The 25,856-nt window shown below is 65.7% G+C and carries 25 protein-coding genes; 5 read left to right on the top strand and 20 right to left on the bottom strand.

What is annotated here, in order from left to right; translation table 11 throughout:
• Positions 1-6: 6 nt before the first annotated feature.
• The 17 genes from HSRCO_RS12370 to HSRCO_RS12290 form a co-directional block, all read right to left on the bottom strand.
• Positions 7-990, bottom strand: coding sequence for an isocitrate/isopropylmalate dehydrogenase family protein (locus HSRCO_RS12370; RefSeq protein ID WP_259517952.1), 984 nt, complete (start codon positions 988-990; stop codon positions 7-9).
• Positions 987-1,634 carry a 3-isopropylmalate dehydratase small subunit gene (leuD, locus tag HSRCO_RS12365; protein WP_259517951.1) on the bottom strand — a complete coding sequence of 216 codons (648 nt, stop codon included), beginning with the start codon at positions 1,632-1,634 and terminating at the stop codon, positions 987-989. Before leuD ends, HSRCO_RS12370 begins: the two co-directional genes overlap by 4 nt.
• Positions 1,631-3,049: a 3-isopropylmalate dehydratase large subunit gene (gene leuC, locus HSRCO_RS12360; RefSeq protein ID WP_259517950.1), complete on the bottom strand. Its 1,419-nt coding sequence runs from the start codon at positions 3,047-3,049 to the stop codon at positions 1,631-1,633. Before leuC ends, leuD begins: the two co-directional genes overlap by 4 nt.
• Positions 3,046-3,264 (bottom strand): hypothetical protein, encoded by a 219-nt coding sequence (locus HSRCO_RS12355; protein ID WP_259517949.1) that lies wholly within the window; start codon positions 3,262-3,264, stop codon positions 3,046-3,048. Before HSRCO_RS12355 ends, leuC begins: the two co-directional genes overlap by 4 nt.
• Positions 3,257-4,300, bottom strand: coding sequence for a ketol-acid reductoisomerase (gene ilvC / locus HSRCO_RS12350; protein ID WP_259517948.1), 1,044 nt, complete (start codon positions 4,298-4,300; stop codon positions 3,257-3,259). The genes HSRCO_RS12355 and ilvC overlap by 8 nt, the downstream gene beginning before the upstream one ends.
• Positions 4,297-4,884, bottom strand: coding sequence for an acetolactate synthase small subunit (ilvN, locus tag HSRCO_RS12345; RefSeq protein ID WP_259517947.1), 588 nt, complete (start codon positions 4,882-4,884; stop codon positions 4,297-4,299). The genes ilvC and ilvN overlap by 4 nt, the downstream gene beginning before the upstream one ends.
• The gene (ilvB, locus tag HSRCO_RS12340) at positions 4,881-6,638 is read right to left on the bottom strand and encodes a biosynthetic-type acetolactate synthase large subunit (protein ID WP_259517946.1); all 1,758 of its coding nucleotides are present in this window, start codon (positions 6,636-6,638) and stop codon (positions 4,881-4,883) included. The genes ilvN and ilvB overlap by 4 nt, the downstream gene beginning before the upstream one ends.
• Positions 6,639-6,897: 259 nt before the next feature.
• Positions 6,898-8,139 (bottom strand): LeuA family protein, encoded by a 1,242-nt coding sequence (locus tag HSRCO_RS12335; protein ID WP_259517945.1) that lies wholly within the window; start codon positions 8,137-8,139, stop codon positions 6,898-6,900.
• A 324-nt stretch (positions 8,140-8,463) separates the two neighbouring features.
• Positions 8,464-8,601, bottom strand: a complete 138-nt coding sequence (locus HSRCO_RS12330) for a hypothetical protein (protein WP_259517944.1) — start codon at positions 8,599-8,601, stop codon at positions 8,464-8,466.
• A gap of 78 nt (positions 8,602-8,679) precedes the next feature.
• Positions 8,680-10,173 (bottom strand): CoA-acylating methylmalonate-semialdehyde dehydrogenase, encoded by a 1,494-nt coding sequence (locus HSRCO_RS12325; RefSeq protein WP_259517943.1) that lies wholly within the window; start codon positions 10,171-10,173, stop codon positions 8,680-8,682.
• A 1-nt stretch (position 10,174) separates the two neighbouring features.
• Positions 10,175-11,311 (bottom strand): saccharopine dehydrogenase family protein, encoded by a 1,137-nt coding sequence (locus tag HSRCO_RS12320; RefSeq protein ID WP_259517942.1) that lies wholly within the window; start codon positions 11,309-11,311, stop codon positions 10,175-10,177.
• Position 11,312: 1 nt separating this feature from the next.
• On the bottom strand, positions 11,313-11,540 hold the full coding sequence (locus HSRCO_RS12315) for a hypothetical protein (protein ID WP_259517941.1): 228 nt from the start codon (positions 11,538-11,540) through the stop codon (positions 11,313-11,315).
• 120 nt (positions 11,541-11,660) lie between these two features.
• Positions 11,661-13,514, bottom strand: a complete 1,854-nt coding sequence (locus HSRCO_RS12310; RefSeq protein WP_259517940.1) for an aldehyde ferredoxin oxidoreductase family protein — start codon at positions 13,512-13,514, stop codon at positions 11,661-11,663.
• Between the two features lie 126 nt (positions 13,515-13,640).
• The gene (locus HSRCO_RS12305; protein WP_259517939.1) at positions 13,641-14,789 is read right to left on the bottom strand and encodes an ABC transporter ATP-binding protein; all 1,149 of its coding nucleotides are present in this window, start codon (positions 14,787-14,789) and stop codon (positions 13,641-13,643) included.
• Positions 14,790-14,798: 9 nt separating this feature from the next.
• Positions 14,799-16,016: a spermidine/putrescine ABC transporter substrate-binding protein gene (locus HSRCO_RS12300; RefSeq protein ID WP_259517938.1), complete on the bottom strand. Its 1,218-nt coding sequence runs from the start codon at positions 16,014-16,016 to the stop codon at positions 14,799-14,801.
• Positions 16,017-16,102: 86 nt separating this feature from the next.
• Positions 16,103-16,957 (bottom strand): ABC transporter permease, encoded by an 855-nt coding sequence (locus HSRCO_RS12295; protein ID WP_259517937.1) that lies wholly within the window; start codon positions 16,955-16,957, stop codon positions 16,103-16,105.
• Positions 16,954-17,979, bottom strand: coding sequence for an ABC transporter permease (locus tag HSRCO_RS12290; RefSeq protein ID WP_259517936.1), 1,026 nt, complete (start codon positions 17,977-17,979; stop codon positions 16,954-16,956). The genes HSRCO_RS12295 and HSRCO_RS12290 overlap by 4 nt, the downstream gene beginning before the upstream one ends.
• 184 nt (positions 17,980-18,163) lie before the next feature.
• On the opposite strand from HSRCO_RS12290, the gene HSRCO_RS12285 reads away from it, so the two are divergent.
• The 5 genes from HSRCO_RS12285 to HSRCO_RS12265 all read left to right on the top strand — a co-directional run bounded on the left by HSRCO_RS12285 (position 18,164) and on the right by HSRCO_RS12265 (position 23,030).
• On the top strand, positions 18,164-18,613 hold the full coding sequence (locus HSRCO_RS12285) for an Lrp/AsnC family transcriptional regulator (RefSeq protein WP_259517935.1): 450 nt from the start codon (positions 18,164-18,166) through the stop codon (positions 18,611-18,613).
• The gene (locus HSRCO_RS12280) at positions 18,610-19,491 is read left to right on the top strand and encodes a dimethylarginine dimethylaminohydrolase family protein (RefSeq protein ID WP_259517934.1); all 882 of its coding nucleotides are present in this window, start codon (positions 18,610-18,612) and stop codon (positions 19,489-19,491) included. Before HSRCO_RS12285 ends, HSRCO_RS12280 begins: the two co-directional genes overlap by 4 nt.
• Before the next feature lie 100 nt (positions 19,492-19,591).
• The gene (locus HSRCO_RS12275) at positions 19,592-20,977 is read left to right on the top strand and encodes an aspartate aminotransferase family protein (RefSeq protein ID WP_259517933.1); all 1,386 of its coding nucleotides are present in this window, start codon (positions 19,592-19,594) and stop codon (positions 20,975-20,977) included.
• Between the two features lie 145 nt (positions 20,978-21,122).
• Positions 21,123-22,295, top strand: a complete 1,173-nt coding sequence (locus HSRCO_RS12270; RefSeq protein ID WP_259517932.1) for an FAD-binding oxidoreductase — start codon at positions 21,123-21,125, stop codon at positions 22,293-22,295.
• A gap of 66 nt (positions 22,296-22,361) precedes the next feature.
• The gene (locus tag HSRCO_RS12265) at positions 22,362-23,030 is read left to right on the top strand and encodes a DUF1405 domain-containing protein (RefSeq protein ID WP_259517931.1); all 669 of its coding nucleotides are present in this window, start codon (positions 22,362-22,364) and stop codon (positions 23,028-23,030) included.
• Positions 23,031-23,051: 21 nt separating this feature from the next.
• Here the strand turns inward: HSRCO_RS12265 and HSRCO_RS12260 are convergent, their stop codons facing one another.
• The 3 genes from HSRCO_RS12260 to HSRCO_RS12250 are packed head-to-tail and all read right to left on the bottom strand — an operon-like array spanning position 23,052 to position 25,740.
• The gene (locus HSRCO_RS12260) at positions 23,052-23,960 is read right to left on the bottom strand and encodes a DUF6293 family protein (RefSeq protein WP_259517930.1); all 909 of its coding nucleotides are present in this window, start codon (positions 23,958-23,960) and stop codon (positions 23,052-23,054) included.
• On the bottom strand, positions 23,960-25,495 hold the full coding sequence (locus tag HSRCO_RS12255; protein ID WP_259517929.1) for a sodium:solute symporter: 1,536 nt from the start codon (positions 25,493-25,495) through the stop codon (positions 23,960-23,962). The genes HSRCO_RS12260 and HSRCO_RS12255 overlap by 1 nt, the downstream gene beginning before the upstream one ends.
• Positions 25,492-25,740, bottom strand: coding sequence for a DUF3311 domain-containing protein (locus HSRCO_RS12250; protein ID WP_259517928.1), 249 nt, complete (start codon positions 25,738-25,740; stop codon positions 25,492-25,494). The genes HSRCO_RS12255 and HSRCO_RS12250 overlap by 4 nt, the downstream gene beginning before the upstream one ends.
• Positions 25,741-25,856: the final 116 nt, after the last annotated feature.

Raw genomic sequence — 25,856 nt, 5'->3', positions numbered from 1 at the left:
AATCGGTCACTCGATGGCGTCGACCAGGGCCGCAGTGACGTCCTCGGTCGTCGCCGTACCGCCGAGGTCCGGCGTGCGCGGTCCGTCGGCCAGGACCGATTCGACCGCGTCGCGAACGACCGCACCCTCGTCGTCGTAGCCGAGGTATTCTAGCATCATTGCGGCGGAGAGGACCGTCGCGCTCGGGTTGGCGATCCCCTCGCCGGCGATGTCCGGCGCGGTACCGTGGACGGGTTCGAAGACGGCCCGCTCGGGGCCGACGTTCGCGCTCGGGAGCAGTCCCAGACCGCCCACGAGACCCGCCGCCAGGTCCGAGAGCACGTCGCCCGCGAGGTTCGGCGTCACGACGACGTCGTACTCCTCGGGGCGCAACACGAGGTGCATCGCCAGTGCGTCCATGAGGACCTCCTCGGTCTGGACGCCCCGTTCGTCGGCGACGTCGATGACGGCGTCGCGGAACCGACCGTCGGTCTCCCGCATCACGTTCGCCTTGTGGGCCACCGTGAAGCCGTCTTCGTTCCGGTCGCCGACGAACTCGCAGGCGTACTCGGCGAGGCGGCGCGAGGCGGAGTCGGTGACCACGCGGGTCAGCGTGCTCACGTCCTCGGTGAGACGGTCCTCGTGTCCCGAGTAGACCCCCTCCGTGTTCTCCCGGAGGAAAACGATGTCCGTCTCCGGGCGGACGGCGTCGATGCCCGGGTAGGTTCGCGCGGGCCGCACGTTCACGAAGGAGTCGACGGCCGCGCGCAGCGGGAGGATGACGTCGGCGGCGCTCTCGCCCGCCGCGCCGAACAGTGTCGCGTCCGCGCGCTCGGCGAGTTCCCGGGTCTCGGACGGGAGCGGTTCGCCCCCGGCCTCGACGACGTGATCGCCCGCCTCGGCCTCGGTAAAGGAGAAGCCGAGATCGAGTGTCTCGAGGATGGCGACGGCGGCCGGGACGACCTCCTGGCCGATGCCATCGCCGGGGATGACGGCGATCTCCTCGCTCATCGGTTCGGTACCTCCCCTTCGCTCACGTACGGGAGACTCCGGGCCGTCTCGCGCACCTGCTCGAGGTTGTGACGCATGACCGCCGTGGTGTCCCAGACCCCCTCGACGAGGGCCTGTTGCTGGGCGTCGGAGACTGTGACGTCGACGGTGGTCTCCCCGTAGGTCACGGTCCCGTCGGCAACGTCGACCGTGATCTCCTGGTCGGGGTTGGCCTCGACCCACGCCTGGAGGGTCTCGATGGTCTCGTGATCGGCGGTGACTGTCGGCATCCCGAGGGCCAGGCAGTTGCCCGCGAAGATCTCGGCGAAGGACTCGCCGACGACGGCGTCGATGCCCCACCGCTGGAGTGCCTGTGGGGCGTGCTCGCGGGAGGACCCACTGCCGAAGTTACTGTTGACGACGAGGACGGACGCGTCCTTGTACTGCGTCTCGTTGAACGGATGGTCGGTCGAATTGCCTTCGTCGTCGAAGCGCTGGTCGAAGAAGGCGTACTGGCCAAGCCCCTCGAAGGTCACGACCTTCATGAACCGGGCCGGGATGATCTGGTCGGTGTCGACGTCGTTCCCGCGGACGGGGACGCCGGTGCCCGAGACCGATTCGATCCGTTCTGCCGGCGGTTCGTCGGGAGTGGCGTCGGCACTCATACCTCCACCACCTCCTCCAGGGTACGGACGTCGGTTACCTCGCCGACGATGCCGGCGGCGGCGACCATCTGTGGGTTCATCAGGACCGTCTTCCCGTCTGGACTGCCCTGCCGTCCAACGAAGTTGCGGTTCGACGAAGAAGCGGAGACCTCGTCGCCGACCAGCTGGTCGTCGTTCATGCCCAGACACATCGAACAGCCGGCACCGCGCCACTCGAAACCGGCGTCGCGGAACACCTCGTCGAGGCCTTCGGCCTCTGCTGCGGCCTTCACACGCTGGCTGCCGGGGACGACCAGCCCACGGACGTCAGGGTGGAGCTCGTTGCCTTCGACGATTGCGGCGGCCTCGCGGAGGTCGGGCAATCGACCGTTCGTACAGGAGCCGAGGAAGGCGACGTCGATGGGATAGCCCACCATCGAGTCCCCGGGTTCGACGCCCATGTGCTCCATGGCTCGCTCTGCGGGCTCGCGTTTGTCTTCTGGCAGGTCCTCGAGTGCCGGCACCGTCTCGCTGATGCCCATGGCCTGCCCCGGGGTGGTCCCCCAGGTGACGGTCGGTTCGATGGCCGACCCGTCGATCGTGACCACGTCGTCGTATGTGGCGTCCGAATCGGAGCGGATGGACTCCCAGTAGGCTTTCAGCTCCTCGAACTCCTCGCCTTCTGGTACCGCCTCGCGTCCTTCGAGGTAGTCGTAGGTGGTCTCGTCTGGGTTGACGTAGCCCGCGCGGGCGCCGCCCTCGATGGACATGTTGCACAGCGTCATCCGCTCGTGCATTTCCATGTTCTCGACGACCTCGCCGCCGTACTCGTAGACGTAGCCGACGCCGCCGTCGGTCCCGAGTTCCCGAATGATGGTCAACACGACGTCCTTGGCGGTGACGGCCGGGCCGAGTTCGCCGGTGACCTCGACCTTGCGGACGGCCTGTTTCGCCATGGCGATGGAGCCGGTCGCGAGGACGTCGCGAATCTGACTCGTCCCGATGCCGAAAGCGATGGCGCCGAACGCGCCGTGGGTGGCGGTGTGGCTGTCGCCACAGACGACGGTCATGCCGGGCTGGGTGAGTCCCTGCTCCGGGCCGATGACGTGGACGATGCCCTGGTTGCCACTCTCCGGGTCCGCGAAGTCGATGCCCGCCCGCTGGACGTTGATCTCCAGGGCCTCGAGCATCTCCTCTGCGGCCTCGTCGTCGAAGGGCCGGGTTCGGTCCTCGGTCGGCACGATGTGGTCGACCGTTGCGTGAGTGCGGTCCGGGAACGCGACGTCGATGTCGCGCTCGTTGAGCATCCCGAACGCCTGCGGGCTGGTCACCTCGTGGATGAGGTGGAGCCCCACGAACAGCTGGTCCTGGCCCGTCGGTAGCTGGGTCACGCGGTGGCGGTCCCACACGTTGTCGTAGAGCGTCCCCTCGCTCATCGGTCGGGGCTACCTACCTTCCGGCCACGGGTCCAGACGCCGTTCGCGTCGGTTCCGTCGGGCGCTTCGTGGGCGACGTCGGCCATGCTCTCTGCGTCGGTGGTCCGGCGGCCACCGTCGGTGGTGGTGCTCGCACCCCGGCGGAACATCTCGCCGAAGACGTTCCGCGGGTCGTCACGATGGGAGTGGTTCACCTCGCCCATGGTCTTAGTCATCGGCGGGCACCTCCGGCGGTTCGTTAGCGTCCTCGTCCGCCCACGCGAAGAGGTCGCGCAGGCGCGCGCCTACGTCCTCGATGTCGTGGTCCTGTTCGGCCTGGCGGCGCTGCCGGTAGGAGGGACGCCCGGCCTGGTTCTCCGCGATCCACTCGCGGGCGAACTCGCCGTTCTGGATCTGTTCGAGGGTCTCCTCCATGTTCTCGCGCACCTGCTCGTCGACCACGACGTCGCCCTTCGTGAGACCACCGTACTCGGCGGTGTCGGAGACGGAGTTCCACATCTCCTCGAGTCCGCCCTCGTACATCAGGTCCACGATGAGTTTGAGTTCGTTCAGGACCTCGAAGTAGGCCATCTCCGGGCTGTAGCCGTTGTCGACGAGGGTCTCGTAGCCGGTCTTCACCAGGCTCGTCACGCCGCCACAGAGGACGGCCTGCTCGCCGAAGAGGTCGGATTCGGTCTCCTCGCGGAAGGACGTCTCGATGACGCCGGCTCGGGCACAGCCGATGCCCTGGGCGTACGCGAGGGCCTCGTCGGTCGCTTCGCCGGTCGCGTCGCGGTAGACCGCCAGGAGAGCCGGCGTCCCCTCGCCGGCGACGTAGTTCCGTCGGACGAGGTGCCCCGGGCTCTTGGGTGCCACCATGGTCACGTCGACGTCTTCGGGCGGTTCGATCTGGCCGTAGTGGATGTTGAATCCGTGCGCGAACTGGAGGGTGTCACCGGGGTCCAGATGCGGTTCGATCTCCTCGTAGACGGTGGGCTGGACCGTGTCGGGGACCAGCATCGAGACCACGTCGGCCTCGGCCGCGGCGTCGGCGGGGGTCGCCACGCGGAGGCCGTCCTCCTCGACGGCCGCGCGCGAGGTGGAGTCCTCCTTGAGGCCAACGACCACGTCGACCCCGCTGTCCGCGAGGTTCTGTGCGTGGGCGTGGCCCTGGCTGCCGTAGCCGAGGACGGCCACGGTCTTGTCGTCGATGTGCGAGCTGTCCACGTCGTCTTCGTGATATACCGGTTGGGTGAATGCGTCGTCAGTCATGCTGTAGGTTCGGTGCCGGCGGCGAGCGCGGCGGTGCCCGTCCGGGCGACCTCTCGCACGCCGAATCGTTCGAATGCGTCTATCGCGTCGTCGACCTGTGCTTCCGTGCCGCTCAGTTCGACCGTAACGACCTCGCTGCCGGCCTGGACCGCCTCTCCGCCGTACATCTCGGCGACGGCGGCCACGCCGGCGGGGTCGTCCCCCCTGACCTTGATGAGCGCCAGTTCGCGTTCGGTGGCGCCGTCGATCTCGCGGACCGAGTGGGTCGCCACCTCCTTTCTGAGCTGGCGTTTGACCTGCTCGATGCCCGGGGTCGGCTCCTCGGCCACGATGGTCATCCGGGCGAGGTCTGAATTCGACGTCGGACCGACCGTCAGGCTCTCGATGTTGAACTGGCGGCGGGCGAACAGTCCGGAGACCTTCGCCAGCACGCCCGGTTCGTGGTCCACGAGGGCCGAGATGACCACGCGTCGAACCTCGGGTTCGGCGACCGCGTCGGGATCGATGCGGATTCCCTGGGCGTTGCGTTTGCCCTCGACCGGTGGACGCTCTTCGGGTGCGGGGCCTTTCATTTCGCCAGTCATTGGAGATGTCCCTCCTCCAGCGCGAACTGATCGTTCGCCCCGCCACTGGGGACCATCGGATAGACGTCCTCTTCGGGGTCGATCCGGAAGTCGATGACAGAGGGGCCATCGTAGTTCAGTGCGGACGTGATGACCTCGGGAGCCTCCTCGTACGACATCGCGGTGAGCCCCTGCGCGCCGTAGGCCTCGGCCAGTTTGGCGAAGTCCGGCGCCCACGACCACTCGCTCTCGTAGCGGCGCTCCTCGTAGAAGGCGTCCTGCCACTGGCGGATCATCCCGACGTATTCGTTGTTCAGGATGGCGACGGTGATATCCAGGTCCTCGCGAACGGCCACGGAGATCTCCTGGCCGGTCATCAGGAACGAGCCGTCACCCTCGAAGGCGACGACCTGCTGGTCGGGGGCGGCGACCTTCGCACCGATGGCGGCAGGCACGCCGTAGCCCATGGTTCCCAGGCCGTTCGAGGAGACCCAGGTCCGGGGTTCGCGGTAGGTCCAGTACTGGGCCGCCCACATCTGGTGCTGACCGACGCCGGTCGCGACGATGGCGTCGTCTTCGGTCGCTTCGTCGAGTGCTTCCACGACGAACTGCGGTTTGATCGGCCGGTCGTCTGGCGCTTCGTACTCCATCGGGTACTCCGCCTTCCACTGGCGGGTCTGCTCGCGCCACTCGGTGGCGTCTGGTGCACTCGGCATCGCGGCGGTGAGCTGTTGCAAGACCGTCGCCGCGTCCCCCGCCAGCGGGTAATCGGCGTGGATGTTCTTGGATATCTCGGCGGGGTCGATGTCGACGTGAATGACCTCCGCGCCCGGCGCGAACGTTCTGACGTCGCCGGTCAGTCTGTCGTCGAACCGGGTCCCGACGCCAAGGAGCACGTCGGCGTGAGTCAACGCCAGGTTGGCGTAGCCGGTGCCGTGCATCCCGCCCATCTCCAGGGCGAGTTCGTGATCTTCCGGGAAACTCCCGAGTCCGGGCATCGTCGTCACGACCGGGATGCCGTACTCGGTGGCGAAGGTTCTGATCTCCTCGGAGGCGTCGCCCTTGATGACCCCTCCGCCCGAGAGGATGACCGGTTTCTCGGCAGCCGCCAGTGCCTCGGCAGCCGCCTCGACGGTCTTCGGGTCGGCGTCACCGGTCGGCACCTCGTGGGTGTCGGGCGCGCGCGGTTCGACCGGCTCCAGGTCGGTCGGTGACTGGGTCACGTCCTTCGGTAGATCGACCAGGGTCGGTCCCTGTCGCCCCTCCGCGGCGAGGGCGAAGGCCTCGCCGACGTCGCTCCCGACGGTCTCGACGTCGCCTGCGAAGTAGTTGCCCTTCGTCACGGGGGCGGTGATGCCGATGGTGTCGGTCTCCTGGAAGGCGTCGTTTCCGACCATGTCGCTGGCCACCTGCCCGGTGAGCGCGATGACCGGGTCGGAGTCCATATTCGCGTCCGCGAGCCCCGTGACCAGGTTGGTCGCACCCGGGCCGGAGGTCGCTATCGCGACGCCCGGCGTCCCCGAGACGATGCCGTACGCGTCGGCGGCGTGTGCGGCACCCTGCTCGTGGGACATCGAGATGTGGCGGATGTTCGAGTGATACAGGGCGTCGAAGACCGGCATGATGGCGCCGCCCTGGATGCCGAACGTGGTTTTGACACCGGCGGTCTCCAGTGTGGCGATGACTGAGTCCGCGCCGTTCTGGACCTCGATGGTCTCGGCCGCCGTCTTCTCGTCCGATTCTTTCGTTCGTGGTCGTGCGTGTTGTTCTGTCATCGATACCGGTGTGCTGTCGGAGTTGGTGTTCGTGGCATACTGTGTGCGTGCCGATCGGCTGGGAGTCGATACGATCCGTGTGGAGAAGGTGTGATAATGAGGGGCGTTAGACCCCTACAATAATCGCGCGAATGCCGACGGCCGCACCGCTCGGGAGCCGCGAACCCGTGGGGACGGTGGTCGTCTGCATCGTATGTCTGGTGTGACTCGCGCTGACGCTTAACCGTTGCGGTCAGACACCTCCTCCCGGTGGCCGCCATCAGGCGCGGACCTCTTGGGTCTCCGTTTCCTTCTCGACGCCGACGTCGGCGGCGAATCGGTGGAGGTCCCGAGCGGTGACGTGTTGCTTCTCGGCGGCGTAGTCTTTGACCTCGCGGGTTACCTCCCGTACCTCCGCGTCGGTCGGATCGTAGCCGGCCTCCTCCAGGTGCTGGCGGACGGCGTGAGTCCCGGTGTGTTTGCCCAGGACCACGCTCCGTTCCGCTCCCACCATCTCGGGAGTCATGACGCCCGGCTCGAAGGTGTCGGCGTTCTCGATGATCCCGGCGGCGTGGATACCGCTCTCGTGGGCGAAGGCGTTGTCGCCGACGACCGGCTTGTTGACCGGGACCGGCACGTCGCTTTTCGCCGAGACGATTCCGGAGAGCTCCATGATACGAGTCGTATCGATGCCGGTGTCGGCACCGTAGACGCTCTCGGCGGCCATCACGACCTCCTCGTAGGCCGCGTTGCCTGCCCGTTCGCCGATGCCGTTCACCGAGACCTGGACCTGGTCCGCACCGGCTTCGACGCCTGCGACCGCGTTGGCCGTCGCCATGCCGAAGTCGTCGTGGGTGTGGACGTCGATGCGAGCGTCGGCGTGCTCGTCGACGAAGGCCACCAGGTCGGCGAACCGCGACGGGCTGGCGACGCCCGTCGTGTCCGGGATGTTGATCCAGTCGGTTCCCGCCTCGTCGACCGCCTCGACGACCGCCGCGAGGTACTCACGGTCGGTCCGCGTGGCGTCCATCGGCGAGAACATCACCTCCACGCCGGCGTCGACTACCTGTTCGACCGCCGCGATGGAGCGGTCCATCACCTGTTCGCGGGTAGCGTGCATGGAGTCCTCTATCTGGACGTCGCTGGTACTCGCGAACACGTGCACCATGTCGACGCCCGCGTCGAGTGCCGCCTCGACGTCGGACTCGACCACGCGTGCCAGTCCCGCGACCGTGTTCTCGGTCGCCGCGGCGATGTCCTGGATGGCCTCGAATTCGGCGTCGCCGTTGGCCGGGAACCCCGCCTCGATGACGTGGGTCCCCATCTCGTCCAGCACTGCCGCTATCTCGCGCTTGTCGTCGTAATCGAATGACGTCCGCGGCGTCTGTTCGCCGTCACGTAGTGTCGTATCGAAGATCCGGACCGTTTCGAACTCGCTACGCTGGGCTAATGTGCCCTGGAAGAACTCGATCGCCCGTGGTTGCCCCGGGCATGTCGTCTTGCGACATCGTACCAGACTCAAACGGGCCCTCCTATATAAACGTGTCCACCGTACAGCGTCCTTGCCAGTCCGCTGGGAATTCCTGTGACGAACCAGATGGCCAAAACCGGCAGACGGCGTCGGCTACTAGGAGATACTAGGAATTATATGTCACATGGTGACACGCGACCGGCCACATTCGAATTTCTCCACGATTTCAAGAAATCATCCCGTCAGTGCGCTGGTGCGCGGACGAATGTCCACCTCGACACGCCGTCCAGGGCAGGCTCGAACTATCCACTCGATAGCTCCTGTGTGGGCCAGGGTTGAAATACCGAGCCCCGGCCACCCAGCGGTATCACGTAGTCACCAGCGCGGGACGAACACGGCTGGAGTGTGGCGCACCGTCTCGCGACGACCATCCCCGACCAGAACGGCCACCTCACCGAAGTCCCGCGCCACCTGCTCGCCACAGTTGCTCTCCTGGACCACTCCCTCGCACATCGCTGCTCTCCGCCCACGGCGCCGACGCTCCCCCGTGTTCCAAACCCACCCCGATAGCCCGAGGTCCACCGACCGGATTCAGGCGTCCGGCCAGCGTTCGATGTAGACCGCCTCGTCGGTGTAAAAGCGGATGACGTCCTCGTCCTGGGCGTGGAGGTCGCCGAAAAAGGAGTCGTTCCAGCCACCGAAGTGGAAGAAGGCCATCGGCGCGGCCGTCCCGATGTTCACGCCGAGGTTGCCAGCCTCGACCTCGTGGCGGAACCGCTTCGCGTCCGCCCCCCGATCGGTGAAGAGACTCGCCGCGTTCCCGAACTCGCTTCGATTCACGACGTCGTACGCCTCGTCGAGGTCGTCCACCCGGATCAACGAGAGGACGGGCCCGAATATCTCCTCGCGCGCGATGGTCATCTCGGGAGTGACGTCCGCGAAGACGCTGGGACCGAGGTAGTGACCGTCCCCTGGCTGGTCGGGGAACGTCCACTCGCGGCCATCGAGGAGGAGGTCGGCACCCTCGTCGATGCCGGTCTCGATGTAGTCCTCGACGGTCGCCCGATGCTCGGTCGTGATCAGCGGTCCCATCTCGGTTCCATCCTCGAGTCCGGGACCGACCTCGAGGGATTCGGTCTCCTCGAGGACCAGGTCGACGAACTCGTCGTAGACGGCGTCGGCCACGACCGCCGTCGGGTTCGCGAGACAGCGCTGCCCGGAGTTGGCGAAGGCCGAACCCACGGTTTGCTCGGCGGCGAACTCGAGGTCGGCCGATTCGGCGACGACCACGTGGTTCTTCGCGCCACCCTGCGCCTGGACGCGCTTGCCGTGTGTCGCCGCCGTCTCGTAGACGTGCTTCGCGACGGGCGTCGATCCGACGAAGGAGACGCCCTCGACGCCGTCGTGGGCGAGGATGGCGTTCACCGTGTCGGGTCCGCCGTTGACGAGATTGACCACGCCATCGGGGAACCCGGACTGGTCCAGGAGGTCGAACAACCGGCCCGCCGTGAGCGGGGTGCGTTCGCTCGGCTTGAGGACGAAGGTGTTCCCGGTCGCGACCGCGTACGGGAGAAACCACAGCGGGATCATGCCCGGGAAGTTGAACGGCGTGATCGCCGCGAACACTCCGAGAGGTTTCCGTACGGCCGTCTCGTCGATGCCAGGCGCCGCGTTCTGGAGGTGCCCGGCCTGCATCGCCGAGGGGATGCCGATGGCCCGCTCGACGTTCTCGATACCCCGTCGAAGCTCGCCAGCGGCCTCTTTTCTCGTCTTACCGTGTTCCCGGACCAGCGTCTCCGCGAGGCTATCCTGGTGGTCCTCCAGCAGCGCCTTGAATTCGAACAGGGGCTGGATCCGCTGCTCGACGGGGGTCGACCGCCAATCATCGAAGGCCGCACGGGCCGTCTCGACCGCCTCGTCGACCTCGGATTCTGTCGCGAACGGTGTCCGGGCGATAGTCGCTCCCGTCGCCGGGTCGACCACGTCCTGGCCGGGATCGCCGTCGGTCGCACGCCAGTCGCCACCCACGTAGTTCCGCGGCCGACCGTCTTCGACCTGGGTGAGGGCGTCGATATCTCGTGTCATTTCACTCGATGCGCTCCGCTTCGATATGGATGTCTCGGTCGGCCAGCTCGTCGATGAACTGTCCGGGGTCAAAGAGTTCTTCGGGAGCCTTCGCGCCGGTCGTCAGCGCCTCCCCCTCGCCGAGCAACTGCGCGCCCACCGCCATCGGGACGCCGGTCCAGACGGCGGTCGCTTTGAGTCCCCAGTCGTCGAGGCGCGATTCGACGACCACGGTGTACCGGTACTGTGCTGGTTCGCCGTCTTTCGTTCCCTCGACGTCGATGCGGAAGGACTTCCACTCCTCGACGGCGTCCGGCGCGGGCTGCTGGTCGAAGTACCAGTCGATGAACTCCCGCGGGCTGAACGTCGCGCCCGCGAACTCGACCTCCTCCTCGCTCGTGAGCCCCTGATTGATGAGCACCTCGCCGATGTTGACCAGCGACGGGGCGAAGGCGACCCGGAAGTCGACCGTGTCGACGCCGTCGAAGGTGTGCGGCATCGTCGCGAGTTCCGAGTGGATGCTGTGAAAGCCCTCCACCTCGCCGACGGGGTCGGGCATCTCGTAGCGCTCGCGGCCGGAGAGGGCCGGCAGCGTCTCGATCTCGCCGTCCTCGTAGACGATGGGCTCCATCGTCAGTTCGTCGAGGATGGTCTTCGCGGAGTACGCGAACCCTTCGGCGCCGCCCTTCGCGCCGGTGCGGATGTGGACCTCGTCCACCTCGTCGAGTTGTTCGACGCCCTTCGCGGCTGCGACGTTGGTCATCCCGGGACTCGCGCCCATCCCGAGGACCGCGACGAGGTCCGCCTCGTCGAAGTCCGCGTCGTATTCCAGTTGGTCCTGGGTGACGTGATAGAGGCCACCGAGGTCGAGGTAGTCGGCGTCGGCGTCCAGGCAGGCCTCCATGACGTCGGTGTTGAAGAGGTACGGCAGCGCGTTAGCCACCACGTCGCTGTCCTCGATGACGGCGACCAGGTCCTCGTGGTTCGTGACGTCGACCTGTGCCGTATCGACGTCGCCGGGTAATTCGGCCGCGAACTCCTCGGCGGACTCGATGTCCGCGTCCGCGATGAGGAGGTCGTCGACCGCGCTATTCTCCGCCAGATCCCATGCCGTGGCACGGCCCATTGCGCCGCAACCACCGAGTGCTGTGACTTTCATATCAGTCGTGTTCGTCGTGTATCGTGACACCGTGCACCTGGGGACGGCCCCGAGTTCGTCTCCTCCGTTGCCCGACTGCGACCGCCGTTTCTCCGTCGACGTGCGCCGCGGCCGGTACCGTATCGAGAACTCCACTGGTGCCCGGTGAGGGGACCTCGAAACCCGTCGAGGTGTCGGCGTCGGCCCATTTCCCGTCCATGTAGCGCTGTCGCATGCGTGTGTCGCTCACACCAATGGCGGCCCGCACGAAAAATCTTTCTACAGAATGCGTAAAATTCAGAAAATACTTCGACACGTCACCCGGAGGACCGACGCAATTCTGTCGCCCGTCCGGTGACAGGCGGCCGCATCAGTCGGCGACCGAGGCCGGGGCCACGTCCTCGATGTCGAGTCGCGAGAGCGTCTCCGCCTGTGGGATGCCCTCGTCTGTCCAGCCACGTTTCTCGTAGTACTCTTCGAGCATCGTCTCGAAGGTCTCCTGGTCGAGGGCTTTGCCCGTCGCCGGTCCCGCGTCTTCGGTCGGGACGGTCAAACGCTCGGGGAGGGTGTCGTCGTCGCGGTCGAAGCCCTCGCGGACGTTGAACAGACGGGTCATGTTCCACGCTCGCTCGCCGACGGTCTCGAGTTCCGCGGCCGTGACGTCGTAGCCAAGGACGTTCAGCCACTCGGCGGCGTACTCGAAATTGTACCCGGTGAAATCACACGCGACCATGCTGTAGGTCAGTGCGTTCGCGTCCTGGTCGTCGATGACGGCGTCGGCGTGGCCCTCCGTTCCGAACGGGTCGCGGTCGCCACCGAGGGCGTCGGTGCCGATGGGCCAGGCGCGCTGGTGGCAGGCACCCCGATCCGAGGTCGCGTAGGCGAGACTCATGCTGAACGAGGCGCGGGGATCGTAGGCCGGCAGTTCCAGACCCTTGACCTCGACGGCGGCCTCGCGGGCCGCGTCGGCACCGTCAGCCAGTTCTTCGGCCGCGCGTCGGGTTCCCTCCGCGAGGGCGTCGCCGACGCCCTCGCGGCTGGCGACCATCTCGACGAGTCGCTTCGCGGCGTCGGCGTCGCCGAACTCGATGTCGTACTCGATGAGCCCCTTCTCCGAGGCCTCCATCGCCCACGAGATGACGTTGCCGAGGGTGATCGTGTCCATGCCGAGCGTGTCTGCGGTGCGGGCCAGTTCGGTCACCCCGGTGACGTCGGTGATGTCCGTGTTGGCGCCCATCATGCCGATGGTCTCGTACTCCGGCCCCCAGTCGACGTGGGCGTCCGGGAACGCGCCGTCGAGTTCGGTTCCCGAGAAGTCGGTCACGTGGCCACAGGCGACCGGACAGCCCGAACAGGAGTCGACGCCGACGTGCCCCGGCTCGAAGGCGTCGATGTTGAGATCGTCGATGTCCTCGATGGTCCCCTTCGTCCAGTTGTGCGAGGGGAGTGCGCCGACCTCCTGGGTCCAGTCCGGGACCAGTTGGGTCCCGCCATCGCGGGCCCAGGCGACGTCGTCGCTGGTTCCCAGCCGTTTGGTGTGTTCGCCCTTCTTCTGCCGGATAGCGTCGGTGTCGAAGGGGGAATCGCCGTGGGAGACGACCGCTTTCAGGTTCTTCGACCCCATCACCGCGCCGACGCCACCGCGACCGGCGTGGTGGGTCCCCTCGTCACTCGTGATCGTGGCGAATTTGACCTGGTTCTCACCCGCCGGCCCGATGGCTGCGGTCTTCGTGCGCTTGCCCTCGAACTGGCGAGCGGTCTCCTCGGTGTCCATCCCCCAGAGGTCGGTTGCGTCCTCGAGCGACGCGGAGCCGTCCTCGTCGATCTCGAGGTAGACCGGGTCGTCGGCAGCCCCCTCGAACACGATGGCGAGGTACTCTGGGAGCGAATACCGCGTCATCGCGGGGAAGTGTCCGCCCGAGTACGAGTCGACGTACGTCCCCGTTAGCGGTGACTTCGTGACTGCCGCGTACCGGGAGGTACCCGGCGCGTACCCCGTCAGCGGCCCGAACATGAAAAAGAGCGGGTTCTCGGGGGAGAGCGGGTCCACGCCCGGTTCGGTCTCGTCCATGAGAAGCGCTGCGCCGAGCCCTTTTCCGGAGATGAATCGTTCCCGGTACGTCTCGGGGACCTCCTCGGTTTCGATCGTTCCCTCGGAGAGGTTCACGCGCAGCAGATATCGTAGCTGGGGAACCGCCGAGGTCGATGTGCTCTCTGTTGACATCCGGGTTGGGCTACGTTGTCCTCCCACTAATAACCACTCGAAAAACCTGCCGGAAATCGGACAGAATACGACGTATACGGCCTGTGCAGCCGCTTTTCGACACCTCCCGTCGCCACCGACCAATCGTCATCGAGTCAGGACGACCACGTTGTCGGCGTCCCAGCCGACCGTCACGTTGCTCCCGACGGAGAGGTACTCCCCCTGGTCGCGGATCTGCATGTCGACGGTGAGTTCCTGCCCGTTCTCGAGGTGGACGACGAACTTGCCCAGGTTCCCCTTGTATATCTCGTCGACGACCGCTCCCTCGACGACGTTGTCCGCTCCCGCCGCCTCCTGACCGATGCGGATCTTCTCGGGCCGAATGGCGAACGACACCTCGCCGCTCGCCTCGGGGGTCTCGGGCACCGCGTAGGTGTCGCCATCGGACTCGACGACGGGCGTCCCGCCGTCGACCGCGTAGGTTCCCCGGACGATGTTCGTCTCGCCGATGAAGTCGGCGACGAACTCGCTGGCCGGCTCCTCGTAGATCTCCGTGGCCGTGCCGAGCTGTTCGAGGTGGCCGTCGTTCATCACCGCGATCTCGTCGCTCATCGTCAGCGCCTCCTCCTGATCGTGGGTGACGTAGACGAAGGTGATCCCCAGGTCCTCCTGGAGGTTCTTCAACTCGACTTGCATCTGCTTTCTGAGTTTGAGGTCGAGTGCGCCCAGCGGTTCGTCGAGCAACAGCAGCGTCGGTTCGGTGACGAGCGCCCGTGCGAGCGCGATGCGTTGCTGCTGGCCGCCGGAGAGCTCCGATATGGGCCGATCCTGGGTGTCCGGCAGTTCGACCAGTTCGAGTGCCTCGGCGACGCGGGCGTCTATCTCTTCGCTTCCGTGGCGCGAGACGAGCCGTTTGAGCGACCCGGCGATGCCACTCGTCCGTTCGGTCGCCGTCCCGCCGTCCGTCTCGGCCGGGAGCCCCTGCATCTGGAGGCCAAACGCCACGTTCTCCCCGACGGTCATGTGGGGGAAGAGGGCGTAGGACTGGAACACCATGCTCGTGTCCCGTTCGAACGGCGGGACCTCGTTGACGCGTTCGCCGCTGATGGAGACCGCTCCGCGCGTGGGCGACTCGAAGCCGGCGATCAACCTGAGCGTCGTCGTCTTGCCACAGCCACTCGGCCCGAGGAGGGTGAGGAACTGTCCCTCCTCGACGGTGAGATTTACGTCGTCGACGGCGAGGAGGTCGCCGTACTTCTTCGTCACGCCGTCGAGGTGGACGTCTACGTCGTGCATGTGGTGGATTCAGGCGTTCTGGATCTCGGTCCAGGCTTCGCTGTAGTGCGACCGTGCGTCACCGACGTTCTCGATGTACTCGAGGCTATCCATGACGTCGTCTGGCGGATAGATGGCCGGGTCCTCCAAGATCTCTTCGTAGATGTGCTCCTCCGCGGCCTCGTTCGGGCTACCGAAGTACGTCCAGTTCGTGATGGCCGCCGCGACGCGCGCGTTCGAGTAGTAGTTGATGAAGGCGTGGGCCGCGTTGGGGTGCTGTGCCTCTGCGGTGATCGCCCCGTTGTCGACCCAGACGACGCCGCCCTCCTCGGGGACCCGGTAGTTGACCGGCGAGGAATCGTCCTCGTAGGTCTCCCAGTAGGCCCGGAAGATGTCCCCGGACCAGCCGTGAACGGGGCTGGCCTGCTCGTTGATCAACTTCACCTCGAAGTTCGAGGAGTCGTAGGTGAGCAACAGCTCTTTTTGCTCGATGAGGTCCTGTTTGGCCTCCTCGATCTTCTCGGGGTCCGTGGTATTCAAAGAGTATCCCCGGCGTTTGAGCGCCGCACCGATGGTCTCGCGCATGTCGTTCATCATCGTGATTTCGCCGGCGTAGTCGTCGTTCCACATCGCGTCCCACGTGTTCAACTCGGTGTCCCCCAACATCTCGGTCGTCCAGCCGATCCCCGAGGTCCCCCATTGATAGGGGACCGAGTAGGTCCCTGGATCCGGGTCGTAGGACGGATCGGAGAACTTCGAGGCCACGTTCTCGTAGTTCGGGATCTTGTCCATGTCGAGTTCCTGGATGACGCCCTGCTCGGCCATCGTCCCGATCATGTAGTCGCTCGGGAACACCAGGTCGTACTGCCCGGTCCCACCCGCTTTGAGTTTGTTGAACATCTCCTCGTTCGACGCGAAGTTGGAGACGTTCACAGTCACCCCGAAGACCTTCTCGAAGGTCGGGATGATGTCCTCTCCCCAGTAGTCGCTCCACTGGAAGATGTTCAACTCGTCCTCGAGTTCGTAGTCCAGTTCTGCGAGATCGTACTCCTCACGCAGGTCTTCTGCGTCCGCATCGACCGTCGTGGAGTCCCCAGAACCACCGTCGCTGCTGCTGGTGGTTTCCGTCCCGCCACCATCCCCACCCCCGGAACAGCCAGCCAGCCCTGCCAGTCCCGCCGTGGCGATCGAGCCAGTTACTTTGAGGAAGGTCCGCCGACGCGCCGAGTTGGTTCCTTGCTTGTCCATGTGTATCACGCCAACTCTTTCGAGTCAAAGGCCCCTTCTCTAATAACTATTGCGGAAAAACGTTACAATTGCCAAAATTTTTCCGGTCACCAGATCGGCCCTTCGTATCGCTGGGCGAGGGCCACGATGGCGATGGAGAAGATGATGATCGCGGCAGCGATCACGTTGACGCCCGGCGTGACGCCCATGCGGACCTTCGAGAAGAAGAATATCGGGAGCGTGTTCTGGTTGCCGATGATGAAGAAGGTCACGACGAAGTCGTCGAAACTCATGGCGAACGCGAGTAACGCACCCGCGATGACGCCCGGTTTGATAGCGGGGAACGTGACGTAGCGGAACGTCTCGAGTCGGTTCGCTCCGAGGTCCTGGGCGGCCTCCTCGAGGGTCCGATCGAAACTCTGTAACCGCGCGGCGACCACGACGGCCACGAAACTGATGTCGAAGGCGATGTGGCCGATGGTGGCCGTTCCGATGCCCAGGCTCATGCCGACCATGTTGAAGAAGATCAGCAGCGAGATGCCCATCACGATGCTCGGGATGATGATCGGCATGTAGACGGTCCCGAGCAGGAGGCCCTTTCCGGGGAAGTCGTAGCGGTCCAGGCCGAAGGCGAGCATGGTTCCGAAGACCGTGCTCACGACGACCGTGACACTGGCGATTTTCAGCGAGTTGAGGAGCGCCACCCAGGCCACGGCGGGGTCCACTCGCGCGACCGTCTGTCCACTGAAGAAGGCCTGCCACCACTCGATCGTGAAGCCCTGCCAGACGAGGACGTACTGGGAGTCGTTGAACGAGAGGGCGATGACCACCAGTATGGGCACGTAGAGAAAGAGGTAGAGGAACAGCGCCTCCAGCGACAGGAGGACCGTTCCCTGCTCGAAGACCCGCGAGCGCATGCGCTTGATCCGCTGACCCACGGTTGGCTCAGTTGCGGTGCTCATGCGAGATCACCACTCTCGCCGAATTTCATGTAGAAGCCGATGGCACCTAGCATGACGGCCATCAGGATGAACGACCCCGCGGCGCCCAGCGGCCAGTTCATCGCGCTCCCGAACTGGTTTGCGATGAAATTGCCGATCATCTGGCTATCCGGACCGCCGAGGAGTTCCGGGATGACGTACGATCCCGCACTCGGGATGAACACGAGGATGCTCCCGGCCACGACTCCCGGCATCGAGAGCGGGAAGATGACCCGACGGAACGCGGACGCACGGTCTGCCCCCAGGTCCATGGCCGCCTCCTGAAGGGTAAAGTCGATTTCTTCGATGCTGGTGTAGACGGGGAGGATCATGAACGGGATCCAGATGTACACGAGACCGAGCATGACCGCGAACTGCGTGTTCATCAACCGGAGTCCCGGTTCGACGAACGGGAGCAACGACAGGCCTTCCATCAGGAAACTCCCTCGGGAGAGGAGCAACTGGATGGCGTAGATGCGGACCAGAAAGGACGCCCAGAAGGGCAGGATGACGAGGACCAACAGGAGGTCCCGGTACTCCTCCGGAGCGACGCGACCGATGTAATAGGCCGCTGGATACCCGACGGCGAATGAGACGACGGTCGCCACGATGCCGTAGCCGATACTCTTGATCGTCAACTGGATGTAAGGCGTCGGGTCGGTCGCCGCCAACTGGGCCTCGAAGGGGAGCAGTCCCTCCAGTATCCACGCGACGGTGTGCCAGACGGCCGCGAGCGCGGACACCTCGCTGGGGACGAAAAACTGCACGTACTGCTGGATGCCCAGGTACTCAGCGCTGACGAGCACCTGCCCGAACGGCCCCGTCTCGCCGAAGCTGTAGTAGAACATGACCGCGAGCGGGACGAGGAAGAACACGAGGAGCCAGAAAACGCTGGGTAGCAGGGTCACGACGGGCCCGAGCCACTCGCTTCGCTGGATTCGACGACGCAGCGAGCCCGTGTCCGTCTCCGCCTGCCCGGTGTGTGACGTGGTTCGACTTGCCATACTACTCTGGTGTGTGTTCTCGGGGCAGGGCTCAAATATGTTTTCCCTCGAAGGGATATTTCCGTGACTTTCTCGGAGATACGGGACACTGGGCAAAAGTTATCCGGCGCCCTCGCGTAGTCCCGGCCAGTGACCGAGCGTGTCGTACGGTAAAACCCATGGGGATCCCGGTCGGCTAGCGGATATGGACGACGTCGACGTCAAGATCCTCAAAATTCTACAGGCAGACGGTCGGACCGCGCTTTCGGAGATCGCTCGACGTCTCGAGATGGGGAACGCGACCATCCACGAACGGGTCGATTCACTCGAGGCCAACGGGTACATCAAGGAGTACCGGGCCGTGCTCGAACCGGAGCTGTTGGACATCGATCAGGTCGCATTCGTGCACGTGCGGACGGACCCGGGCCGATTCTCGTCGGTCGCCGAGCGACTGGCCGAGGAACCCGACGTGCAGGAGATCCACGAGGTGACCGGTGACTTCGACCTCCTCCTCAAAGTCCGTGTGCGTGAGCGCAGCGAGTTGACCGAGTTACTCACGACCGTCGGCGGCTACGACGGCGTCCGGGACACGTCGACAGACGTGGCGCTCCGATCGGTGAAAGAGGACCACTCGCTGAACCTCGAGGGCGTATGACGGCCCGGGACCTGACCCCCTCCGTCCGCACCGAGATCGGTTCCCTCGAGCACGCGCTCGTCCACGAACCGGGCCCGGAGTTCAAGACGGTCGTCGACCCTGACGCCTGGAACTGGGACGGGCTCCCGCGCCAGGAACGGGCCGCCGAGGAGCACGCTGGGCTGGTCGAAGTGCTCGAAGACCACGGGGTGACGGTGCACCGTCTCGAGACAGCGGGGGAGGTGCTGGCCGAATCGCTGTTCGTCCGCGACGCTGGATTCGCCATCGAAGGGGGGATGGTCATCGGCCAGATGGTCGAGGCGACCCGCCAGGGCGAGGAACGCTGGCTTACGGAACGGGTCGTGGAATTGGGTATCCCCATCTACCACACGGTCCACGGCCCCGGGGGGTTCGAGGCGGGCAACATGGTCTGGATCGACGAGGAGACCGTTGCGATCGGTCGCTCACGGACCACGAATGCCGAAGGGATTCGGCAGGTCCGCACGGTCCTCGAGACCTACGACATCGACATCGTCGAGGTCCCCATCTTCGGGAGTACCGAGTCGACGGGACAGACCCACCTCGCCCTCGTGTTCTCCATGGTCGACGTCGATCAGGCCCTCGTCTACCCACAGGCGGTCCCCGACGAGTTCGTCTCGTTGCTCCACGACCGGGGCATCGAGACGATCGATGTTCCCATGCGCGAACAGCGCAACCGGGCGACGAGCACGGTCGTCATCGAACCGGGGACCGTCTTGCTTCCGTCCGGTAACCCGGTAACCGCCGAGGCACTCCGAAACTCCTGTACCGAGGTGCACGAACTGCCGATGCGCGAGATCGCGAAGACCGGCGGTGGACTCAAAGGACTCGTCCTGCCGCTGGAACGTTCTCCTCTCTAACGGAACGTTTTTGCTCTCCTCCGGCTGGTTGACAGAATACTTTCGGATTCGAGACAAGCTCACCAAAGATTTATTGACTTCCCTCCCATCGGTGGCGGTGATGAGCCTGGGTGACAATCAACACGACCACGACACCCCATTGACCGACCGGACCCCGGAGAGCCAGGAGTACCACGACTGGGCGTCCTCGGTCACGCCACTCGGCGTGGAGTCGAACGTTCGTTCGTTCGACCCGTACCCCTTCTACGTCGAATCGGCGGAGGGACCGTATCTCTACGACAGGGACGACAACGAGTACATCGACTTCCTGCTGGCACTCGGCCCGATCATCCTGGGACACAACCACCCGGCGGTGACCGAACGGGTCCAGGAGCAAGTCGAGAAGGCGACCGTGACCGCGATGCCCCAATCCGTGGCCATCGAGTTCATGGACACCGTGCGGGAGATGACCCCGAGCATCGAGATGGTCCGGATGGCCAACTCCGGGACCGAGGCGACGATGCACGCGCTCCGCGTCGCGCGCTCGTACACGGGCCGCGAGAAGATCGCCAAACCCGAAGGTGGCTACGCAGGGGCCCACGACTACGCACTCCAGTCCGTCTACGCCAGCGAGGCGGCACTCGGACCGGCAGACGAACCGAACGCCGTCCCGTACGGAACCGGCATCCCGGACGCCATCAGCGATCTCGTCGTCCCCTTCCCGTTCAACGACAAGGCGGCGACCGAACGGCTCCTCCGCGAGGAGGCAGACGACCTCGCGGCGGTCATCATCGAACCGGTGATGTTCTCGTGTGGTTGTCTGAAACCGCGAGACGACTATCACGAGTTCCTCCGCGAGTTGACCGACGAACTCGGTATCGTCCTCATCTGGGACGAGGTCATGACCGGATTCCGACTCGGCCCCCAGAGCGCCCAGGGCCGGTTCGGTATCACGCCGGACATGACCACTTTCGCGAAGGCCGTGGGCAACGGCTACCAGGTCGCCGGCTTCGGTGGCCGCGAGGACATCATGGCCGAGATCATCCCGCCGGAGAAGACGGAGGCCGAGAAGTGGCGCACGTCGGCGTTCCACGGCGGAACCTACAACGGTCACCCGGTCGCGGCGGCCGCGGGACTCGCCACACTCGAGTTCATCCAGGACAACGACGTCTACGAGCACATCGACCGCCTGGGCGACCGACTGTTCACCGGCCTGCAGGAGGTGGCCGACGACGTGGGCGTCCCGGTCAACGTCCAGCACATCGGGTCGATGGGCCAGGTCTACATGACCGATCACGACATCCACCGGTACCGGGACACCTGGCACGCCAACGAAGAGCGGTTCGCCGACTGGTGGAAAGAGGGGGCCGCTCGCGGTGCCCTGTTCGGCAATCCCCACCAGGGCGAACGCTTTTTCACCTCGTACTCGCACACCGAGGCGGACGTGGACCAGGCCCTCGAGATTGCGGAGGCGGCCTTCCGCGAGGTCGACCACGAATACGAGTGACGATGTCGGACCAGGACAGCGCGGAACGGGGCGTGGGATGGCGTCGCGAGAGTCAGTCGCGTCGAGTCCATGGTCCCCGCGTCGCACTCACCCGAGATGACCGCTGGCGTCCAGTACCCACTCCGGTCTCGGGAACGCGGTCCGTATGACCGACCAGGACGTCGACCTCGTCGTCGTGGGTGGTGGCGTCACTGGCTGTGCCATCGCCCGCTCCGTCGCCCCGGACCTGGACGTCCTCGTCATCGAACGGGACAAGATCGCGACGGGCGGCGCGACCGCGCTCGCCGCGGGCGAGGTGACGATGACGCCCTCCTACTCGGACGTCCCCGGCATCGCGAACCACGCGATGGCCTTCTTCCGCGATTACGACGGGACCGGCGCGTTCTCGTTCCACGAGCGGCCCAGCGTGGAGCTCGTCCCGACGGATCGGGAGGATGAGGCGCGCCGGCGTGCCGACCGACTGTCCGAGGCGGGCTTTCCGGTCTCCTTCCGCGAACCGCACACCGTTGCGACCGAGCATCCCCGACTCTCCCTCGACGAGTACGCCGGGGTCGTCCGACACGAGGACACCGGCTTCCTCGATCCGTACACGCTCACCGTCGAACTACAGAACGACGCCGAAGACCGGGGTGCGACAGTCGAGACTGGCCGTACGGTCACCGACGTCCGCGTCGAGGACGGGGCCGTCGCCGGTGTCCGGACCGCAACGGGCCGGATCGACGCCGACCAGGTCGTCGTGGCCGCCGGCTGGCGGACCCGGGACCTCCTCGAGGACGTCCTCGAACTGCCGATACGGCCCTACCGGACCCAGGTCGTCGTCCTCGAACCGGAGCCACCGATGGACGACTCCTTCCCCATGGGGTGGATACCGGGGCGACACGTCTACTTCCGACCGGAGGTCAACGGCGACCTCGTGGTCGGTGGCTACTCGTTCGCCGAGGACCACCCGGAGCGCGCGAGCGGACAGGAGGACGAGGCATTCCGCGACCACGTGGCGTCCCTCGTCCCGACGTTCCTCGACGACTTCGACCGCGCCGGTTTCGTGGACGGCTGGGCCGGCATCGACGCGGCGACGCCCGACACGCGACCGATCGTCGACGCACCCGACGAGGGCCCAGACGGTCTCGTGGTCGCGACGGGCTTCCACGGCCGCGGCGTCATGACCGCCCCCGTGACCGCGACGGTCGCTCGGGAACTCCTCCTCGACGAGGAGGCGTCGATTCCCCACGACCCGTTCGCCCTCGACCGCTTCGATTCGCGGTCGGCCGATTTCCCCTTCTACAGCATCAGTTCCGGCGACGACGAGTACGAGGACTGACCGCGCTGACTCCCCGTTCTGGCCGCGACCAGTACGGCTTTGACCGCTCGGGTGTATCCTGGGGACATGCTCCCAGAGCGCGATCCGTTGCCGTGGTACGTCGCGCCCCTCCCGAAGGCGCTCGAGGATCTGGGACTCCGTCTCGCGTGGCTCATCGCAGCCGTCAACCTCGCCGGGACGGCTTTCGGCTTCTGGTACTACCGCGCCCAGTTCGCGGCCGCCAATCCCCTCGCCTGGCCGTTCATCCCCGACAGCCCCGTGGCGACCCTGTTCATCGCCGTCTCGCTGATCGCCTTCAAACTCGACCTCGACGCGGACTGGGTGCACGCGCTCGCCTTCGTCGGCCTGCTCAAACTTGGCCTCTGGACGCCCTTCGTGCAGGTCGTCCTCAACGGCCAGGGCGGCCTCGCCACCTGGCTCTACCAGTTCCTCATCTGGAGTCACCTCGCGATGGCGCTCGAGGCGTTCATCATCCACCGGTACGCCACGTTCTCGGTCCGGGCCGTCGCCGTCGCCGTCGGGTGGTACCTGTTCAACGACGTGGTGGACTACTTCGTCCCACTGTTCGGCGACGTCCACCACACCTGGATCCGCGCGGAGTTCGTCGGCGGCGTCCAGGACCACACGCTCGCCGTCCACGACCTGGCGGCCGCCTGGGCGGTCGTGCTCACCGTCCTGGCTACGTTCCTCGCGCTCGCGACCCGAGTCACGCGTCTCGAACTGGCCGAGAACTGATGGTCGACGGGTCGGCCGCGCTCACTGCTCGGCGTGCGAGCGGACCCAGAGCTGTCCGATCCGCGAGAGACTGATGCGGTAGGACTTCCCGTGTTCCTCGCGTTCGACGTAGCCGATGCCACCGGGGCCGAGACGGTCGACGTTGTAGATGACCTTCGACCGGAAGCTGTCGGTGTACTCCTCGCCGAGTTCCGACGCGAGCGTCTCCGCGAGGTCGGAGATGCTCTCGAACTCGCCGTGTTCGCCGAGCGTGTAGAGGATGAGCTCCTCGAACGGTTTCACGTTGGCAAACGAGGCGACGGGCAGTTCGAGGACGTGACTGTCGTCGATGCATTTCGCGCCGATGGTCGTCCCGCGCTCGTCGAACTCGGTCAGGAGGTCGCGGGCCGTTCGCAGTCGCTCGTCGATCCGGTTCTCGTCGACGGCGACCGATCCTCCCTCCCCGGCCGCCGCCAGCAGGTCTTCGAGGAGCGCTATCTCCTCGCGTAGCTCCTCCGCGAGTTCGGTCTCGAGGTACTTCTCGGGGGCCGTGTAGTAGGTGTGGATGCGGTCGCGGTCCGCTTCCCGTTCGACCATCACGGAGTGGGCGGCCGTGGCGAACGCGAAACTCACCGTCCGGGGCATCGCGGAGACGTTCACCCAGACCTCGTTCCCCTCGTCGAGTTCCGCCTCGATACGACGGAACGCCCGCTCGAAGGCCGTGTCGTAGTCGTAGACGTCCTCGATGGTCATCCGCTCGGTCGTCGCGCCGAGCAGGTTCGTGAAGTCGGCCTCGAGTTTTCGGGCGATGCGTTCGGAGTACTCGACGTTCGCCTCGCTACCGACGGCGCCCTGGAGCAGTACGACCCGGTCGACGGACACGTGGTCTCTGACCAGTGGGGCGATGAGGCGGTCGTAATCGAACCCGACGGGGATGATATGGGTCTGCATTACCGGTCGTTCCCCTGGAGGTCGAAGAACTGGTCTATTCGCTCGCCGGGGCCCGCGGCGCTCATTGCCGAGACGGCGACAGTCACCACGAGGCCGAGCATCATCCCGTACAGCGAGATTCCCCATCCGAGATAGGCTTCGGCGAAGAGGGGCACGCCGGCGACGACGGTCTCCGGCAGGAAGTTGAACGCGAGGTAGACCCCCTGGGGAACGAGCACGCCGGCGTACATCCCCGCGGTGGTGGTCTTTCGCCAGTAGAGCGCGACGATGACGGCGGGGGTCAACTGTGCGAACCCACCGAAGGCGAGGTCGCCGATGTCGACCAGGAGCGATCCGACGGTCGCCGCGCCGATGCCACCGCCTTCGGCCCAGATACTCGCGGCGAGCGCGCCGACGGCGAAGACGACGACGCCGGCGCGACCGAGCAGGTCCTCGCCCCGATCCGAGATGGTCTCGTCGACGAAGGGACGGTAGACGTCACGGGTGAAGTACGACGACCCCGACAGCAACATCGAATCCGAGGAGGACATCATGGCCGCGATGGCGCCCGCGATCACCAGGGCAGCGAACCACGCCGGCGTGTACTCGGCGAGGACGAGGGGCAGGACGCTCTCGCCGGCGCCGACGTTCGCCTCGATTCCCAGTCCGGCCGCCCACGTCCCGAGCAGGAACGCGGGGACGAACAGCAACAAGACGAGCACGGGCCACAGCGTGAACGACCGCTTGAGCACCCGTTCGGAGGACGCGGCGAAGAATCGCTGGTTGATCTGCGGGAACATGGCCACGCCGAACGCGATGGAGATGGCGAACGTGAGCATGAACTGCGGGGTGTAGGCGCCACCGCCCAGGGCGAAGAAGCCGGGCACCTGCTCCTGGATGCCGGCGTTGATCGTTCCGATGCCGCCGTCGACGGCGACCAGCACCCACGCGAGCGCCAGCCACACCATCGAGAGCATGAAGACGCCCTGGAGCGTGTCCGTCCAGGCGATGCCACGCATCCCGGCCAGGACCACGTAGACGATCATGAAGCCGGTGATGAGGGTCGCCCCGGCCCAGAACGGGACGGCCCCCTCGGTCAACCCGGCGATGGCGGCGCCCGCGCCGATCTGCTGGAGCATCACGTACGGGAACAGCCAGAACAACGAGACGACGGCGATCAGCCCCCTGAGTCCCAGCGACGCGAACCGGTCTCCGAGCATCTCGCCGAGGGTGACGTAGCCGTGACGTTGGCCGAGCAACCACTGCTTGTAGCCCACGACGTACCAGAGGAGGGCGAAGATGATGCCGTCCATCAACCCCATGACGAGGATCCACTCGGGTCCCAGCGCGTAGGCGTTGTCCGGCCCGCCAAAGAACGTGAACGCCGACAGGAGCGTCGCGAAGACGGTGAACAGCAGGACCACGGTGCCGAAGGTACGACTCGCGAGGAAGTAGTCCTCCGCCGTCCGTTCGGTCACTCGGTAGGCGACGAGGCCGACCGCGAGTGCGACCAGCAGGTAGCCGACGATGATGCCAATCTCGAGTCCGGCATTCACGGATGCCCACCTCGGAGGTCGCCCGAGCCGCTATCGTCTGGTGGATTCTCGACGATCCAGAGCCCCCACGCTCGTCGGGTGAACGAGCGAAAGACGACGGCGGCCAGGAGCATCCAGGCGATGTGCCACCAGAGCCAGACCGGGAGTCCGGCGATCACCCGACTCGACCCCCAGAGAAACCATGGGATCGCCAGTGCCACCAACAGGGCGAAGGCGGTCGCCCACGCCAGCGAACGAAGCTTCATCGTTACGCGAAATATCGACGATGCGCCAATAAGTGTTACTATTACCGTTCAAATTTGCATATTGAAGAAATAATCTCTTCGGAAAGGCTCACCGACCGGTCGTTCTCGTGAGGTCG

Source organism: Halanaeroarchaeum sp. HSR-CO (genome assembly GCF_024972755.1).
Lineage (GTDB): Archaea > Halobacteriota > Halobacteria > Halobacteriales > Halobacteriaceae > Halanaeroarchaeum.
Note: the sequence above shows the minus strand (reverse complement) of the source record. Positions and strands in the feature narration are given on the sequence as shown.